This window comes from Seonamhaeicola sp. ML3 (assembly GCF_023273855.1).
Taxonomy (GTDB): Bacteria; Bacteroidota; Bacteroidia; order Flavobacteriales; family Flavobacteriaceae; genus Seonamhaeicola.
The window spans coordinates 3,202,246-3,217,863 of sequence record NZ_CP096884.1 but is presented as its reverse complement, the minus strand read 5'-3'; the positions used below and the strand labels follow the sequence as shown (position 1 = coordinate 3,217,863).

17 protein-coding genes are annotated in these 15,618 nt (G+C 35.2%); 6 read left to right on the top strand and 11 right to left on the bottom strand.

Annotated features, from left to right (window positions below):
- The first annotated feature begins 87 nt into the window (after positions 1–87).
- A complete protein-coding gene (locus tag M0214_RS13985; protein ID WP_248723181.1) occupies positions 88–1,674 on the top strand; it encodes a hypothetical protein in 1,587 nt (528 codons plus the stop codon).
- 321 nt (positions 1,675–1,995) lie between these two features.
- Here the strand turns inward: M0214_RS13985 and M0214_RS13980 are convergent, their stop codons facing one another.
- From M0214_RS13980 to M0214_RS13970, 3 genes are read right to left on the bottom strand one after another with little or no spacing between them, the layout of a single operon-like run.
- The gene (locus M0214_RS13980) at positions 1,996–3,537 is read right to left on the bottom strand and encodes an acyl-CoA carboxylase subunit beta (protein ID WP_248723180.1); all 1,542 of its coding nucleotides are present in this window, start codon (positions 3,535–3,537) and stop codon (positions 1,996–1,998) included.
- Between the two features lie 6 nt (positions 3,538–3,543).
- Positions 3,544–4,983, bottom strand: a complete 1,440-nt coding sequence (accC, locus tag M0214_RS13975) for an acetyl-CoA carboxylase biotin carboxylase subunit (RefSeq protein ID WP_248723179.1) — start codon at positions 4,981–4,983, stop codon at positions 3,544–3,546.
- A gap of 3 nt (positions 4,984–4,986) precedes the next feature.
- Complete coding sequence (locus M0214_RS13970) at positions 4,987–5,472, bottom strand: acetyl-CoA carboxylase biotin carboxyl carrier protein subunit (RefSeq protein ID WP_248723178.1); 486 nt, start codon at positions 5,470–5,472, stop codon at positions 4,987–4,989.
- A gap of 264 nt (positions 5,473–5,736) precedes the next feature.
- Between M0214_RS13970 and M0214_RS13965 the strand changes: the two genes are divergently transcribed.
- Positions 5,737–6,333, top strand: a complete 597-nt coding sequence (locus M0214_RS13965; RefSeq protein WP_248723177.1) for a YceI family protein — start codon at positions 5,737–5,739, stop codon at positions 6,331–6,333.
- A gap of 106 nt (positions 6,334–6,439) precedes the next feature.
- Here M0214_RS13965 and M0214_RS13960 read toward each other — a convergent pair whose 3' ends face one another.
- From M0214_RS13960 to M0214_RS13950, 3 genes are all read right to left on the bottom strand, one after another.
- A complete protein-coding gene (locus M0214_RS13960; RefSeq protein WP_248723176.1) occupies positions 6,440–7,108 on the bottom strand; it encodes a PrsW family intramembrane metalloprotease in 669 nt (222 codons plus the stop codon).
- Positions 7,105–7,662: an NUDIX domain-containing protein gene (locus M0214_RS13955; RefSeq protein WP_248723175.1), complete on the bottom strand. Its 558-nt coding sequence runs from the start codon at positions 7,660–7,662 to the stop codon at positions 7,105–7,107. Before M0214_RS13955 ends, M0214_RS13960 begins: the two co-directional genes overlap by 4 nt.
- 154 nt (positions 7,663–7,816) lie before the next feature.
- Positions 7,817–8,905: a M42 family metallopeptidase gene (locus tag M0214_RS13950; RefSeq protein WP_248723174.1), complete on the bottom strand. Its 1,089-nt coding sequence runs from the start codon at positions 8,903–8,905 to the stop codon at positions 7,817–7,819.
- Between the two features lie 135 nt (positions 8,906–9,040).
- Between M0214_RS13950 and M0214_RS13945 the strand changes: the two genes are divergently transcribed.
- The 4 genes from M0214_RS13945 (at position 9,041) to M0214_RS13930 (ending at position 11,639) form a co-directional block, all read left to right on the top strand.
- Positions 9,041–9,724, top strand: a complete 684-nt coding sequence (locus M0214_RS13945) for a DUF4294 domain-containing protein (protein ID WP_248723173.1) — start codon at positions 9,041–9,043, stop codon at positions 9,722–9,724.
- Between the two features lie 3 nt (positions 9,725–9,727).
- On the top strand, positions 9,728–10,354 hold the full coding sequence (locus M0214_RS13940) for a hemolysin III family protein (RefSeq protein ID WP_248723172.1): 627 nt from the start codon (positions 9,728–9,730) through the stop codon (positions 10,352–10,354).
- Between the two features lies 1 nt (position 10,355).
- A complete protein-coding gene (locus M0214_RS13935; protein ID WP_248723171.1) occupies positions 10,356–10,850 on the top strand; it encodes a GNAT family N-acetyltransferase in 495 nt (164 codons plus the stop codon).
- A gap of 78 nt (positions 10,851–10,928) precedes the next feature.
- Positions 10,929–11,639 (top strand): endonuclease/exonuclease/phosphatase family protein, encoded by a 711-nt coding sequence (locus M0214_RS13930; protein WP_248723170.1) that lies wholly within the window; start codon positions 10,929–10,931, stop codon positions 11,637–11,639.
- Positions 11,640–11,696: 57 nt separating this feature from the next.
- Here the strand turns inward: M0214_RS13930 and M0214_RS13925 are convergent, their stop codons facing one another.
- The 5 genes from M0214_RS13925 to M0214_RS13905 are packed head-to-tail and all read right to left on the bottom strand — an operon-like array spanning position 11,697 to position 15,577.
- A complete protein-coding gene (locus M0214_RS13925; protein WP_248723169.1) occupies positions 11,697–12,608 on the bottom strand; it encodes a GTP-binding protein in 912 nt (303 codons plus the stop codon).
- Between the two features lie 15 nt (positions 12,609–12,623).
- On the bottom strand, positions 12,624–13,157 hold the full coding sequence (gene mog / locus M0214_RS13920) for a molybdopterin adenylyltransferase (RefSeq protein WP_248723168.1): 534 nt from the start codon (positions 13,155–13,157) through the stop codon (positions 12,624–12,626).
- Between the two features lie 41 nt (positions 13,158–13,198).
- The gene (locus M0214_RS13915; RefSeq protein ID WP_248723167.1) at positions 13,199–13,639 is read right to left on the bottom strand and encodes a hypothetical protein; all 441 of its coding nucleotides are present in this window, start codon (positions 13,637–13,639) and stop codon (positions 13,199–13,201) included.
- Positions 13,629–14,951 (bottom strand): ABC transporter permease, encoded by a 1,323-nt coding sequence (locus M0214_RS13910; RefSeq protein WP_248723166.1) that lies wholly within the window; start codon positions 14,949–14,951, stop codon positions 13,629–13,631. The genes M0214_RS13915 and M0214_RS13910 overlap by 11 nt, the downstream gene beginning before the upstream one ends.
- Complete coding sequence (locus M0214_RS13905; RefSeq protein ID WP_248723165.1) at positions 14,948–15,577, bottom strand: ABC transporter ATP-binding protein; 630 nt, start codon at positions 15,575–15,577, stop codon at positions 14,948–14,950. The genes M0214_RS13910 and M0214_RS13905 overlap by 4 nt, the downstream gene beginning before the upstream one ends.
- Positions 15,578–15,618: the final 41 nt, after the last annotated feature.

Sequence of the window (15,618 nt, the reverse complement as noted above, 5' to 3'; positions counted from 1 at the left end):
ATTGTTTTTTGTCAAGTAATTAATATTTTCGCGTAAATCTACCCCTACGTTATTAGACATTTTATTAATTAATCCTATTACATTATTTTGTTTCATTCTCTCAAAAACAATTTAAAAATAAAAGGACTGGTAGTTTTTAGTTTCCTATCATTTGGTTTATTACAAGCCCAAGATGAATATTCTCGTTTTTTAGATTCAGCCGATTATTATATTAATGTTAAATACAGTGAAAATAAGGCTCTTGTTTTTTTGGATTCCATTCCGAAACCCGTTGAAAATCATATAGAAGGGTATTTATCCAGATATTATGTGTTGAAAGCTCTAATACATGACGGTTTAAATGAGCCTACTGGAAAATATAATAGTTATATTTTAGCACTAAAATATGCCAATAAGGAAGAAAACAACAGAACAGCAGGGTTTTCTTGTTCTGAGTTATTTTCAATCTTGTATTCTGCAAAACTAGATTCTCTTGCTTTTGCTTACCTTGAAAAAGCCAAAACATATTACGAATTATGTGATTATGAAAATGGGGTACTTGAGGTTGAGCAATGGAAAATGTATGCTAAGCTCATGGATGGTGAACATGAAGCTAGTATTGATTTGTTGCTTAAAAGTATAGAAAGCTATAAGAGTATAGAGGATGACCCATACTACTATCTTTTTGGTCTTTATATGCTTACAAATAATTATTTAAAATTAAACGATCTAGATAATGCTAAGATACGCTTTAAAGAATTCAAAAGCTTAGAGGGGAATAGCAAGCTGTCAAGTTACAACTTCAATGCTTTCGAGGTTAGTTTGAATACATTGTTTGCAAAAGTTTATATTAAAAAAAATCAGAACGATAAGGCATTATATCATCTTTCTGAAGCATCGAAAAAACGATTTGATATGAGCGAAGTCACCGTTAGGAAATATTTGGGGGCTTACGCTGATGTTTTTTCCAATATGGGAGATTTAGAAAAATCTAAAGCTTATTTAGATTCACTTGGCCAGTATGAAGATAATATGTTTAAATACATGCTGGATTCAAGCCTTCATATCAATAAGGCTCTATTGGAGACAGAATCGGAACTGACTGTGGAAAGTGAGAAAAAGTATTTTTTCCGACTTTTTGGTATTGTAGTTTTTGGTGTTTTATTGGTTATTAGTTCATTGTATTTGATTTATTACAGAAAACAAAAACTCAAGTTACATTACTTAGATGTTGAGAACCGAAACCTCTCTCATTTAAAATCTACTCACGAGAAACTTACGGTAAAAGTTCAAGGTTTGGAGGATTACATTGGTAACATGAAGAATAAAGTAAAAATGATTTCCAATGTACACGATGTTTCTGTCCAAAAGGACATGATAAAGGAGTTTTACAGAGACTTGCATTTAAATTCATCCACAATATTAGACGAAAGCAATAATCATCTAGATTTAGTCAACGATTTTAATATTAACTTTTTCAATATTCTTAAAGAAATGTATCCTCAATTAAATGATTCTGAGATAATTATATGTTATCACATCTACATTGGCTTTAAGAATAAAGAAATCGCTTTATTCCTAAATACTACAGTAAGAGCTGTAGAAAGTAAGCGCTATAGAATTACAAAAAAGCTAAACTTTCACAAGGAAAACATATCACTTTATGAGTTTTTAAAATCTACTTTTCCAGATTAAGTTAGCCATTGGTTTTTGTTATTTTTTATGAAATTTTATTAAAAAATTAGCAAATATTATGCGTGCGTAATAAATGCGTAGTGAATTTTTCAACATTTTGGCAATAGTTTAAGATATTTGAAGAAGCTATTGATCAACATCAATATCTCTCAAAAGCTTTTTCAACCTGTTTTTTGGTTGGGCAAAATTTCTTAATGAAAATTTGTTTAAAAACATGGTTCTAAGAGCTAATTAATGAAACTAAACTATTATTCAGAAGAAAAAGTTTAGAGGAATTAATTAAAACAAAAAAGGAGGCTAGTTAGGGAGCCTCCTTTTTACTTATAAAGGAATATTACCATGTTTTCGTTTAGGTACCTTTACTTCTTTCTTCTCTAACATAGAAAATGCTTTTATCAATTTCCTTCTGGTATTTTTTGGAAGAATGACTTCGTCAATGAAACCGCGTCTGGCAGCACGATAAGGATTTGCAAATTTTTCAGCGTATTCGGCCTCTTTTTCTGCTAGTTTTTCTTCCGGATTTTCAGAAGCTGCTATCTCTCGCTTAAAAATAATTTCACTAGCACCTTTAGCACCCATTACGGCTATTTCTGCTCCTGGCCAAGCAAAGTTTATATCGGCACCAATATGTTTAGAATTCATCACATCGTAAGCGCCACCATAAGCTTTTCTTGTAATTACAGTAACTCGAGGCACGGTGGCTTCACTTAAAGCATAAAGGAGTTTGGCTCCGTGAATTATAATACCGTTCCATTCTTGGTCGGTTCCGGGTAAAAAACCTGGTACATCAACCAAGACGAGGAGGGGAATATTGAAACAATCACAGAAGCGCGTAAATCTGGCTGCTTTTTTTGAGCTGTTGACATCTAAAACACCAGCTAAAAATAGAGGTTGATTGGCAATAATTCCAACGCTTCTTCCTCCTAATCGCGCAAAGCCAACAATAATATTTTCAGCATAATCTTTATGGATTTCATAAAAGGAATCAACATCTATAATGCCAGATATTACCTCATGCATATCATAAGGCTTGTTGGGGATGCTAGGAACAATCCCGGAGAGGACGTCTCTTATTTCATCTTGTGGCGTAAAATCTAACGTATTGGCCGTTTCTGTATTGTTTTGGGGCAGATAATGGAGTAGTTTTTTAAGGTCTTCGAGGCATTCAATATCATTTGCTGAGGTTTTATGCGCCACTCCCGATTTAGAAGCATGTGTATGGGCACCCCCCAGAGTTTCGCTACTTACTTCTTCGTTTGTTACGGTCTTTACCACATTTGGCCCGGTAACGAACATGTAGCTGGTGTTTTCTACCATGATAGTAAAATCGGTCATAGCTGGAGAATATACAGCGCCCCCGGCACAAGGGCCCATAATGGCAGAGATTTGCGGGACTACTCCAGAAGCTTGTACATTTCGATAAAAAATATCGGCATAACCTCCAAGTGATTTTACGCCTTCTTGAATGCGCGCACCCCCAGAGTCGTTTAAGCCTATAATTGGTGCTCCAACCTTAACGGCTAGGTCCATAATCTTACAAATCTTTTCGGCATGGGTTTCAGATAGGGCACCACCAAATACGGTGAAATCTTGTGCATATACATAAACCAAGCGACCATTTATAGTGCCGTAGCCAGTAACAACACCGTCACCAAAATATATTTCTTTATCCATACCAAAATCGGTAGTTCTGTGCGTAACCAGTGCTCCAATTTCTTCAAAAGAGCCCTCGTCCATTAAGTACGCAATACGCTCCCTTGCAGTTAGCTTTTTCTTGGCATGTTGTTTATCTATGCGCTTTTGGCCACCTCCTAAGTGTGCCAATGCTAAGCGTTCGTTAAGTTTTTTTATTCTAGAGTCCATAGGTGTTTAGTTTGGTAATCTTAAAAGTTTTTGGTCAGACAGGTACTGTTTCAAAGCAATTAAAGCTGCAATCTCAGCTTCATACTCACTTTTTTGATGTAAAGCTTTCGGTGAAAAATACTTCTTAACAAAGTGTGTATCGAAGTTTCCTGAACGGAATGCTTCATGTTCACAAACAAATTTACCAAAGGCTAGGGTGGTTTGAACCCCTTCAATTTGGTAATCTTCTATGGCTTTTATCATAAGTAGAATGGCTTCTTCTCGCGTTTTTCCGTAAGTGATTAGTTTAGAAATCATAGGATCGTAATAAATGGGTATATCCATGCCCTCTTCAAAACCATTATCAACACGAATACCACTACCAACAGGGATTTTGTATGTGCTTAGTTTGCCAACACTTGGAAGGAAATCGTTTACAGGGTCTTCGGCATAAACCCGCAGTTCAAGCGCGTGGCCTTTTATGCTTAAATCTTCTTGCCTTATTTGAAGTTTTTCACCCCGTGCAACACGTATCTGGAGCTCCACCAGATCAACTCCTGTGATTAATTCGGTAACGGGGTGTTCAACTTGTAGACGCGTATTCATTTCCAGAAAATAGAAATTATGATCCGCATCGATTAAAAATTCAACGGTTCCAGCCCCAACATAATTGCACGATTTAGCAACTTTTACTGCAGCTTCTCCCATTTTAGCTCTTAATGCAGGAGATAAAACCGAAGAAGGTGCTTCTTCAACCACCTTTTGATGCCTTCTTTGTATGCTACATTCTCGTTCAAAGAAATGGAGTATATTACCATGCTTGTCTGCCATGACTTGAATTTCAATATGTCTAGGTGAGGTGACATATTTTTCAATAAAAACAGATCCATCACCAAATGCAGAAGTTGCCTCGCTAATGGCGCGTTGCATTTGAGACTCTAAATCACTCTCTTTTTCAACAATACGCATGCCTTTTCCACCGCCACCTGCCGAGGCTTTTATTAAAATGGGAAACCCTATATCTTTAGCAATACGTGTAGCTTTGTTAACATCGGTTATGGCTTTATCAACTCCAGGAACCATAGGGATATTGTAAGCCTTCACAGCGTCTTTGGCCGCCAATTTGCTGCCCATGATTTTTATAGCTTCAGAACCCGGACCTATAAAGATAATGTTGTTTTGTTCTGTAAGTTCAGCAAAATCGGCATTTTCACTAAGAAAACCATACCCTGGATGAATACCGTCAACATGTAGTTTTTTGGCAACTTCAATGATTTTATCGGCTCTTAAATACGATTCGTTTGAAGGGGCTTCCCCAATACATACAGCTTCATCTGCAAATTTTACATGAGGTGCATTCCTATCGACAGTTGAGTAAACAGCAACAGTTTTAATCCCCATCTTTTTTACTGTTTGCATCACCCTAATGGCAATTTCACCTCTATTGGCAACTAAAATTTTTTTCATACACTATTCGAATTCAATTAATAGGTGGTTTTTATCTACAGCATCCCCCTTTTTTACGTGAACAGACTTCACAATACCGTCTCTAGGAGATGTAATTACATTTTCCATTTTCATGGCCTCGAGAATTAGTATGTTATCATTTTCCTCGATTGTTTGACCTGCTTTTACATTAATTTCTAATATTAATCCGGGCATAGGCGCTTTTATGGAATTGATTTTTTGGGAGTTGCCAGAGGCAAATCCCATTTTTTTAATGAGCAGATCTAAATCGTCATGAATATCAACATTATAACTCGTGTTGTTTATTTTTATTTGGTAGCTTTTTTTATCAAAATTTGAAGAGACGATTTCAGCTTCTATAGATTTATCATCATGTATGATGTGATAACTGGTTTCCGATAGTACAAAAGCATCAAGGTCTTCAATTTGACTACTATTGATTTCAAATTCGTATTCTGCGTTAACTTTCGCTTTAAAGTGTTTATTCATAACCGAGAAATTGTTCTTTAAAGATACATAATTTTAATAGGTGGGTTTTGATGTTTATAAACCTTGTTTGTTGTATGCTTTATATGGATTTCAATAGCTTAATGTAATTTTTAAATATTTCAATTTTGAATATAATGTAATTTTATGATGAAAAAATATATTAAAATTATCATATTTTTAATAAATAACTGATTTAAGTCATTTTTATGTAATAATTATAGTTTCAAATTTGTCTTGTTATTTTAATCATTTAATATCGATATTATGAAAACTAATAAATTTTTTAAAAAGCTATTTCTATGTTTTGTTGTATTAGGTTTTTCAGTTAACCATATACAAAGTCAAATATTTAAACTTGATAATAGTGCTTCGCATTTAACTGTTTTTGGTACTTCAAACCTACATGGATGGAAAGTCAGTGCAGAAACCCAGCAAGGCTCCATAAGTTTTAATGACCTCTTTACCTGTGAAATTGATCATTTAACACTAGCAGTACTTACAAAAAGTTTAAAAGGAGTAAAACCAGGCATTACTGAAACCGTTGCAAAGACTCTAAATGCAGATAAATACCGATATATTCTTTTTGAGCTTTCTAAAGTTAAACAAGTTCAAGAAATAAGCCCGGGTGTCTTTAAAGTTGAAGTTTTAGGGAATTTAATTATTTCAGGATTCAAAAAAACAGTTCAACTGGATTTGGATTTGGTTAAGAACGAAAATACGGTGCAATTGCGTGGAGAAACTAAGTTAAAGATGACAGATTTTAACATAACCCCACCTAAAGCGCTATTGGGAAAATTAAAAGTAAAGGATGACCTTATGATAAGATTTGAAACTAAATTTATCACCGAGGAATCTTTGTAATTTTGAATTAAGTCAGCGTAAAGCCTCTTTCTTTTGATGTTTTTTGTCTTAAGAAAGAGGTTTTCTCATTAAAAAGTATTCTAGATTAGAAACCCCAAGCCGATTGTTACTTAAAATTAGAGTTGGCTTGATGTCGTTTTATTGCCTTTTTGGATAGAATGATGCCTATTATTAAGGAGACGAATGCACCAACCCAAATTCCGGGGATGAAATCTATAAACAAAAAGAAATCATAGGCACCGTGGAATACGGTAGCTAGTGCCAATCCCATTAAGTTCAAGAATTTTTTATTGTCTGCAAATTTCGCTTTACCCATAAAGTACCCCATAAGAATCCCAAAAGTAGCATGAGCAGGAATTGCTGTAAAAGCCCTTAAAAGCGCTGTTGCATATCCTCCCTCGATTACGTAAAAGATATTTTCTGTGGCTGCAAAACCCAAAGACACCATTACCGCGTAAACAATGCCATCGAAAGGTTCATTAAATTCCTTGTTAGGTTGTGCAAAATACCTAACAATAATGTACTTACTAAATTCTTCTACAAGTCCAACAACAAAAAAAGCATAGATAAATTGCTCAAATACACTTGTTCTACTAAATTCTGCAACAGTACCAATGGCAAAGTAGAGTACTGTAGTGACTATAATACTTACAATTGCCCCTAGCAGAAAGTTGTAAAACAATAGTTTTTTGGGTTCTTTTTCATATTTATCCTTGTAATAGATATACAGAATAATTAAAAAAACGGGAGCTAAGGCTATTATAAGTAAACTCATGATTTAGAAATTTGAATAATGTTTTGAAGTACAAACTCATAGTACTCTTTATTAGACGGCACAAAATGATTTCCGTTGTTACCAATAGTGTTAATAAGATGTTGGAATTCATTAACAGTGACTAGTTTTAGTGCTTCAACTTCGCCTTGTTGGGGAACTAGTTCAGAAAGAGCGACTTTTAATTCTGCAATAAAGGTATTGTGAAACTCATAATCCTTAATGCCACTATCGTAGTCTTGAAAACACTCGAAAACACCTATTTTATTTAAAGCAGTTTCAGAAATAGATAAACTTATTTCTTCTAGAGTTTCTCTTATGGCACCTTGTTCGGGAGACTCACCGGCATCGATATGCCCCGCCACTGATACGTCCCACATTAAAGGGCAAATAGCCTTTTCGGCAGAACGTTGCGATAATAATATATCGCCCTCTGCCGTATAAAACCAAATATGAGCCGTGTGGTGATAAAGGCCTTTTGTGTGGATAACAGATTTTAATTCTGATTGTCCGGTTGGGTTACCTTGAGCGTCAACTATGTCTATAAGTTCGTCCATCTATAAGAGAGGGACTGTCCGAAGAATACTTGAAACTGTCTGTCATTCTGAACTTGTTTCAGAATCTCACATGTGGTTTAAAATCAATTACTACAAGAACCTAAAACAAGTTCAGGTTGACAAAAAAAATACTTTTTGGAACAGTCTCACTGTTTTATTCGAAATAACTAAACGTATCACCGTCTTTAATGTTCAAAAGCGATTCGTAAATGAGTCTAATCACATTTTCAACATCGTCTCTATGTACCATTTCTACCGTAGTATGCATATAACGAAGTGGTAATGAAATTAGAGCAGAGGCAACGCCACCATTACTGTAAGCGAAAGCATCTGTATCAGTTCCAGTAGCTCTAGATAGCGCAGAACGTTGAAAAGGAATGTCTTTGTCTTCAGCTGTATCGATAATTAAATCACGAAGTTTTTGCTGTACTGCTGGTGCATAAGCAACTACAGGCCCCTTACCAATTTCCAAATGCCCTTCTTTTTTCTGTTCAATCATAGGAGTCGTGGTATCGTGCGTTACATCGGTTACGATAGCAACATTTGGCTTTATGGTTTGGGTAATCATTTCTGCCCCACGTAAGCCAATTTCTTCTTGAACTGCATTGGTAATGTAAAGACCAAAAGGTAATTCTTTTTTATTTTCCTTGAGTAGTCTCGCTACCTCTGCAATCATAAAACCTCCCATACGGTTATCTATGGCTCTACAAACAAATTTATCGTCATTTAGAATATGGAACTCATCTGGATATGTGATTACACAGCCCACATGAACACCAAGTTTTTCAACCTCTTCTTTATTGGCACATCCGCAATCAATAAAAATATTGTCTGGTTTTGGAGGTTCTTCTTTCGCTCTGTTTCTTGTATGAATGGCTGGCCAACCAAATACCCCTTTTACAATACCTTTTTTGGTGTGAATATTAACAACCTTACTCGGTGCAATTTGGTGGTCGCTACCACCATTTCTAATAACATAAATAAGACCATTATCGCTAATGTAATTTACGTACCAAGATATTTCATCGGCATGTCCTTCTATAACAACCTTGTATTTCGCTTTAGGGTTGATGACACCAACGGCAGTCCCGTAAGTATCGGTAATAAATTCATCCACATAAGGCTTAAGGTAGTCCATCCATAATTTTTGTCCGTCCCACTCGTAGCCCGTCGGTGCTGCATTATTTAAATATTTTTCTAAAAAGTCAATCGACTTTTTATTAAGAATCTGCTTCTTTGCCATAAATAAAAGTTTTGCACTAAAATAATAATATTAATGAAAGCCAACATTTAATAGAATAAAAATATCTATATCATAAAAACGTTTTAAAAGAAGTAAATTATTAATTTTGAATATAGAAGCCTCGATATTATATACATGAACTTTCTTAAATCCATATTCATTTTTTTTCCTTTAATGCTATTGGCACAGACAAATGAGATTGTCAAAGACTCTGTTGTTGACGTGGAGTATCTTATTATCGAAGGCGATTCTGTGCCAAGAACTTCCATAGGGCTAGAGGAAGTAAAACTTTTGCATAAACTTAAGTTTGATAATAAAAAGGAGCGCATTAGATATTTAATTCTAAGAAAGAAAACTATCAAGGTGTATCCTTATGCTAAACTTGCTGCTGAAAGGCTAGACTCTATGAACAAACGGTTGGTACAATTGAAAAAGAACCGTCAAAAAAAACGTTACACCAAAAAAGTACAGAAGTATATTGAAGGGGAGTTCTCTGATGAATTAAAGAAAATGACCAGAACAGAAGGCCAGATTTTAGTCAAGCTAATTCACAGGCAAACAGGTACAACGGCATTCGACTTGGTAAAGGAATTACGGAATGGTTGGCGTGCATTTTGGTATAATACCACAGCTAGTATGTTCGATATTTCTTTAAAACGAGAATTCGACCCCGAAAACGTAAAAGAAGATTATTTAATAGAGGATATTTTACAACGTAATTTCCAGAGTGGCAGATTGGAATACCAAAAATCTGCTGTCGAATTCGACTTTTACGATCTTACTGAAAAATGGGTGAATACAGACCATAAACCTGATTAAAACATGAGAGAACAGAGCAAGTTGGAAGAAAAGCTCAATGCTACAACTCATGGAATTGGTGTTTTTTTTGGAATTGCGGCTTTGGTGCTGCTCATTGTTTTCGATACCAATAAAACACCTTACAGCCTTTTTAGTGTCGTAGTTTACGGTATCTCTATCATTATCTGTTTTACAGCTTCCACACTGTATCATGCCGTATCCCTAAAAACGTTAAAACATTATTTTAGGATTGTAGACCACATAAGCATTTACTTGCTTATTGCCGGTACTTATACTCCAGTTTTGTTGATAGTGCTATACGAAAGTTTAGGCTGGACTTTGTTCTGGGTGGTCTGGGGCATTGCAATTTTTGGATTGGTTTTAAAACTTTTCTTTACCGGACGTTTCGAAACGTTTTCAACAATTTTATATTTAGTGATGGGGTGGTTAATCGTTTTTGATTTCACGAACCTGTCTGCGTTAGTTCATAGCGATGCCATATTATTGCTATTTGCAGGCGGTTTAGCCTACACAGGCGGCATAATTTTTTATGCTTTTGAAAAGATACCCTTCAATCATGTTATATGGCATTTGTTTGTTTTGGTTGGCGCAGTATGCCATTTTCTTATGATATTCTTTTATATTATCTAGTATGGGAATAGACGTTCTTAAAGCAAATTCACCATTGCATATTAAAACTATAGCGGATATTGCGAGGGTAGTATGGCGTGAACATTATATTCCCATTATTGGTGAAAACCAGGTGGCTTATATGCTGAAGATGTTTCAGTCACAAAAGGCCATTGAAAAACAGATCGTAGATGGATATGGTTATTATTTGCTTTATGAAAAAGTAGAGCCTATTGGATATTTTTCTGTTAAGAAAGAGAAAGAAGCTCTTTTTTTGAGTAAGTTTTATATTCTAGAACATAAGAGAGGTAAGGGTATCGGGAGGTTTGCTTTGGATTTTATTGAAGATTTAGCAAAACAATATGAGCTTAAAAACATTAGACTTACCGTAAACATAAACAATTCAAACACTATAAGCGCCTATACAAAGATGGGTTTTAAAAAAGCAAGACCAATAGTTATAGATATTGGTAATGGTTTTGTAATGGACGATTTTGAAATGATATTTTGTTTGTAAGTTTTTGTAAGAAAAATTGAGATTGGATATATTGGTCTTGTTTTTAAGTTGGCAAGTATTAGAAAAGCATAAATCAAATTGAAAATAATAACTTGGAATTGTAACGGAGCATTAAGAAAGAAGTTTGAGAATTTAATTGAATTTGATGCTGACATACACATAATACAAGAGTGTGAAAATCCAGCCGAGACAAAACACAATGAATATAACGAATGGGCTGTAAATTATTTATGGATTGGTGATACAAAAAATAAAGGAATTGGGATTTTTGCAAAAAAGAGTATAGAACTTAAAAGGTTGAATTGGTCGGATAATTTCAAAGACCACAAAGTAAAATACTTTTTACCTTGCTCTGTAAATAGAGATTTTGACCTATTGGCAGTATGGAATCATAGCAATAAATCACCAACTTTTGGATATATAGGACAACTGTGGAAATATCTACAAATCAATAAATCGAATTTAAGTAAAAGCTTAATAATTGGTGATTTCAATAGTAATAAAATTTGGGACAAATGGGATAGATGGTGGAATCACTCTGATGTTGTGAATGAACTAAAAGAAATAGGAATTGAAAGTTTATATCATAAATATTGGAAAGAAGAACAAGGAGATGAAACCCAACCAACTTTTTTCCTGCAAAGAAAATTAGAAAAGCCATATCACATCGATTATGTTTTCGGTAGTAAGGAATTTAAAAACGGACTAAGAAAAATGGAATTTGGAAAAATCAGTGATTGGTTAAAAGTAAGCGACCACTTGCCAATTATTTGCGAATTTGAAATATAAGAACTAAGCCGTAAAATATATAACTGAAATTAAAGCCAATTCGCATTTTTTACAGGATTAATCTGTCCTAACAGCATCTAAAGTCCCATTAACAGCTTTATTCAATATTGAAGGTTCACTACCTGCACCAATGGTTAGCAGTTTGGTGCCTGTTATAGGAGAGCCGTTAAACGGTCTTATGAGGATTTCTCCATCCGGTTTACGTTCAAAATAGGTATACTTGTCTTCGTTGCCAATTTTAGTACAGCCTTTTACACGAAGTATACTATTGGGCAAGGCATTGCAAATCTCGTAAATGGTATTTGTGTCTGGTAGATGTGGTAAATCTACAGAACAAGACGCCCAATGCGCCTTTAGGTGGTCAAACTTTTTACCAGTGGCATTAGAGGGTAAAAGCTCGGGGAGAAGTGTAACATCCAGTTCGGCCATAGGTATTACTTTAGCATAAGGATTAAGCGTGTTTAAAGCGTCTGTAACCTCTTGTAATCTTTCAGAAGATATATCCTCCAAATGTGTTAATACCAAAAGCGATGACACCTGAATTTGATTTGCTTCCAATTCGTTGTGTTCGCCACGTTTCTGCCAATTCTTTACATTAACTACAGCTATTTGAACAGGAGGGAGGAACCGCTTGTTAATTCCTACACCAAGAAACTCGATGAGCTTACAAGCATCAGATGTGCCATTAGCTTCAATTAAGGTAATGCCCTTTGACCTTTCGGGAATTCTATTCACTGTATTTCTAAGTTCTTCAATACCACTACAACATATACAACTGCCACTAAGCGCTTTAACAGCACTTAAGTCAATGTGTTCTGTAAGCTGTTGCGCGTCCATGAGGGCGTTTTCATAATCGTTTAAAACCACAAAGGGATTCCAACCTTCATCGGTAAAACGATTTATTAAATGCTTTAATAATGTGGTTTTTCCGGCTCCTAAAAATCCAACAATAGTTATAATGGCCTCCATACTTTTACAAATAGATTATTTTTTCTTTGGTCTGAAGGGTTTTATAACCGACTCGTCACATTCTAAAAAAGGACCTTCCATAAGGTCTATGCAATAGGGTACTGCGGGAAAAACAGCATCCAAGCATTCTCTAATAGATTTTGGTTTACCGGGCAGATTAATAATTAAGCTACTACCCCTGAGACCAGCGGTTTGTCTTGAAAGAATCGCGGTAGGTACATATTTTAAAGATTCCATTCTCATAAGTTCCCCAAAACCGGGCATCATGCGGTCGCATACCGCTTCAGTAGCTTCTGGTGTTACGTCTCTTTTAGCCGGGCCAGTCCCACCAGTGGTAACGACCAAACAACAGTTTTCGTTGTCCACCATGTTAATAATGGTATTTTCTATAACATCTTGTTCATCGGGAATTATGGTATACACTTCTTTCCATTTTGAAGTGAGGTAGTCGTTAAGCGTATTTATTATTGCTTTTCCGCTTAAGTCTTCATATATCCCTGCGTTGGCTCTATCACTTACTGTTATGATTCCTATTTTTATATCTGTCATGGAGTCTTAAATCTGGAATTTTTATTGTTAAAATATGCTGATTATTGTTTTAGTGGTTGTACTTCACAGTTAACCAATATGTAGTTGAAGTGTTCAATATCATCAACATTCAATTTTAATTTGCCAGTAACTTCTAGAACATCATCGGTTTTATAGGGAGGCTTAGCTGGTAATTGTATTTCTATGGCTGTTTCTGGGCCTCCAGAACCGCAAAAGAAACAAGACGACATGGGGCCTTTTGATAAAATGTACAAACGCCCTTGGGGGTCTATATTTAAAAAATACCCAGTTATGGTAACTAATTTTCCCTCAAGAGCCTTTACAGAATCAGAAAATGTTGGCTTTAAAAACGCTCTATCGTAAGCTGGAAAAAAGTGTTCTTTAAATGTTACTTTCGATAAGTCTTCCCATGTTATTTTCTTCTGTGAAAAACACATGAGACTGGAAAAGCAAACCAATGCTATTAATATTTTATTTTTCATCTCTTAAAACTTCAGAAATTTTCATCTTCATAATCGGGTAAACCGCCAGTATGATAGATAGTAAAGTTATAACAAAAACAAGTATACCAATTTGAAGTATATCTTGAAACGGTAAATTTTGAAGCAAATTGTTGTTCAGACCGGTATCTAAGTTTTCTAATATGAGTGGAAGCGCTATTTTTACTATTAACACCCCTATTAAAAAGGCTGAAAGTATTATTAGAAGCCCCTCGTATGCTACTATCTTAATGACTTGGTAATGCGTGGCTCCATAGGTGCGCAGTAGAGCCAAATCGAAAGCACGTTCCTTAGCCATTTTATAAAGACTAATAAAAATGGTTAGCGCCGCGATGACCAATATTAAATAGGCAATCCACGAAATAGCATTTAGGCCTATACCAAGAAAATTATACAGTTTTTCTAATTCGAGTTTAGGCAGGGCAGCCTGCATATTGGTGCTTTCATTAATGGTTCTTGGTAATGTTAAAAACGCTGTTGGGTTGCTAAATGTTAACAATAGGGATGTAACTTCATTTTCTGTGTCATCGTGATGTTCGTCATGCTCTTTATGGTCGTGTCCATCTAATTCTTCACCTTTATTTTCATGATAATGTTCGTCGTGCTCCTCATGTTCATGTCCCTCGTCATGTTCATCATGGCTATCTAAAACATGGCCTTCATCATTATCATGCTCATCATGGTCATGGACGTTCCATATACTTTCTAAATCACAAATAATGAGTCTGTCAATGACTTTTTGTGTAGGTTTTAAGATGCCCACAACGGTAAACTTTTCGTTGTGAACTTCGATGTCGGACTCCACCAATCCGTGGGAGCTTAAAAAGGTATCTCCAATAGCAAGTTTAGTTGTTTGTGCGATATGATGGCCTAAGATAACTTCCATGGGCTTTTTGAAATCCTGTCCGGTAACTAACTCACTTTCATATAAATGTCTAAATGCTTTAGTAGTGCCTACAATTCTATATCCTTTGTAGTTGTCGCCATAAGATATTGGTATCGCCTTTTTAACAAAAGGGTTTTTACTAATGTTTTTGGCTTCTTTGTATGATATATTTCCTGTAGGGTTATCGAGGTGTAATACAGACGCAAAAACCAATTGCAATGGACTACCTTTTGCACCTACTACCATATCGATTCCTGCTAAATTATTGTCAATTTGGTGATTAAACGAAGTTTTTATTTGCTTAATACCGAGTAATAAAACAATACTTAATGCCAGCGTGAAAACACTTAAGAACGTGTATAGTGGTTTCGATTTAAGGTTGAGTAAACTAATTTTCCAAATACTCATAACGCTATCGTGTTTTGGAAGTTTTCTTTTATCCTAGAATCGTGCGTGATCACTATTAAAATAGCATTGGTGCGTTTTGCTTGTTTTTGTAATAGCTCCATTACAGCATTACAGTTTTCATCGTCTAAGCTAGACGTAGGCTCGTCTGCAAGAATAATTTTTGGCTGATGAACTACGGCCATGGCTATGTTAAGGCGTTGAAGTTGGCCCTCGCTTAACTCATTTGGTTTACTGTTTTTGTATTCGCTTAAACCCAAATCATTTAGTAAAGCATCGATTTGAGATTCATCGACCTCATGCTTGCTAAAAAAAAGACGGGCTTTAATATTCTCGTAAACACTTAAAGAAGGAATGGCATATTTTTTCTGAAATACCAGCCCTATATGTTTGCCTCGAAATTTGTCTAATTTACCAGAAGACAACTCGTTTATATCTACGTTGTTAATTATAACTTTTCCACTGGTTGGTTCCAACAGTCCTGCCAAAAGGTGTAATAGAGTCGTTTTTCCTATTCCAGATTTACCTAAAATTAATAGGTTATCATTAACATTTAAAGCTATGTCTGGAAAACTGAAGTCTTCTTGGCCTTTTTTGTATTTGAAACTAAGTGCCTGGGTTTGTATCATTACATTTCAAGGATACCGTTGAAAATATAAACGGATATTTT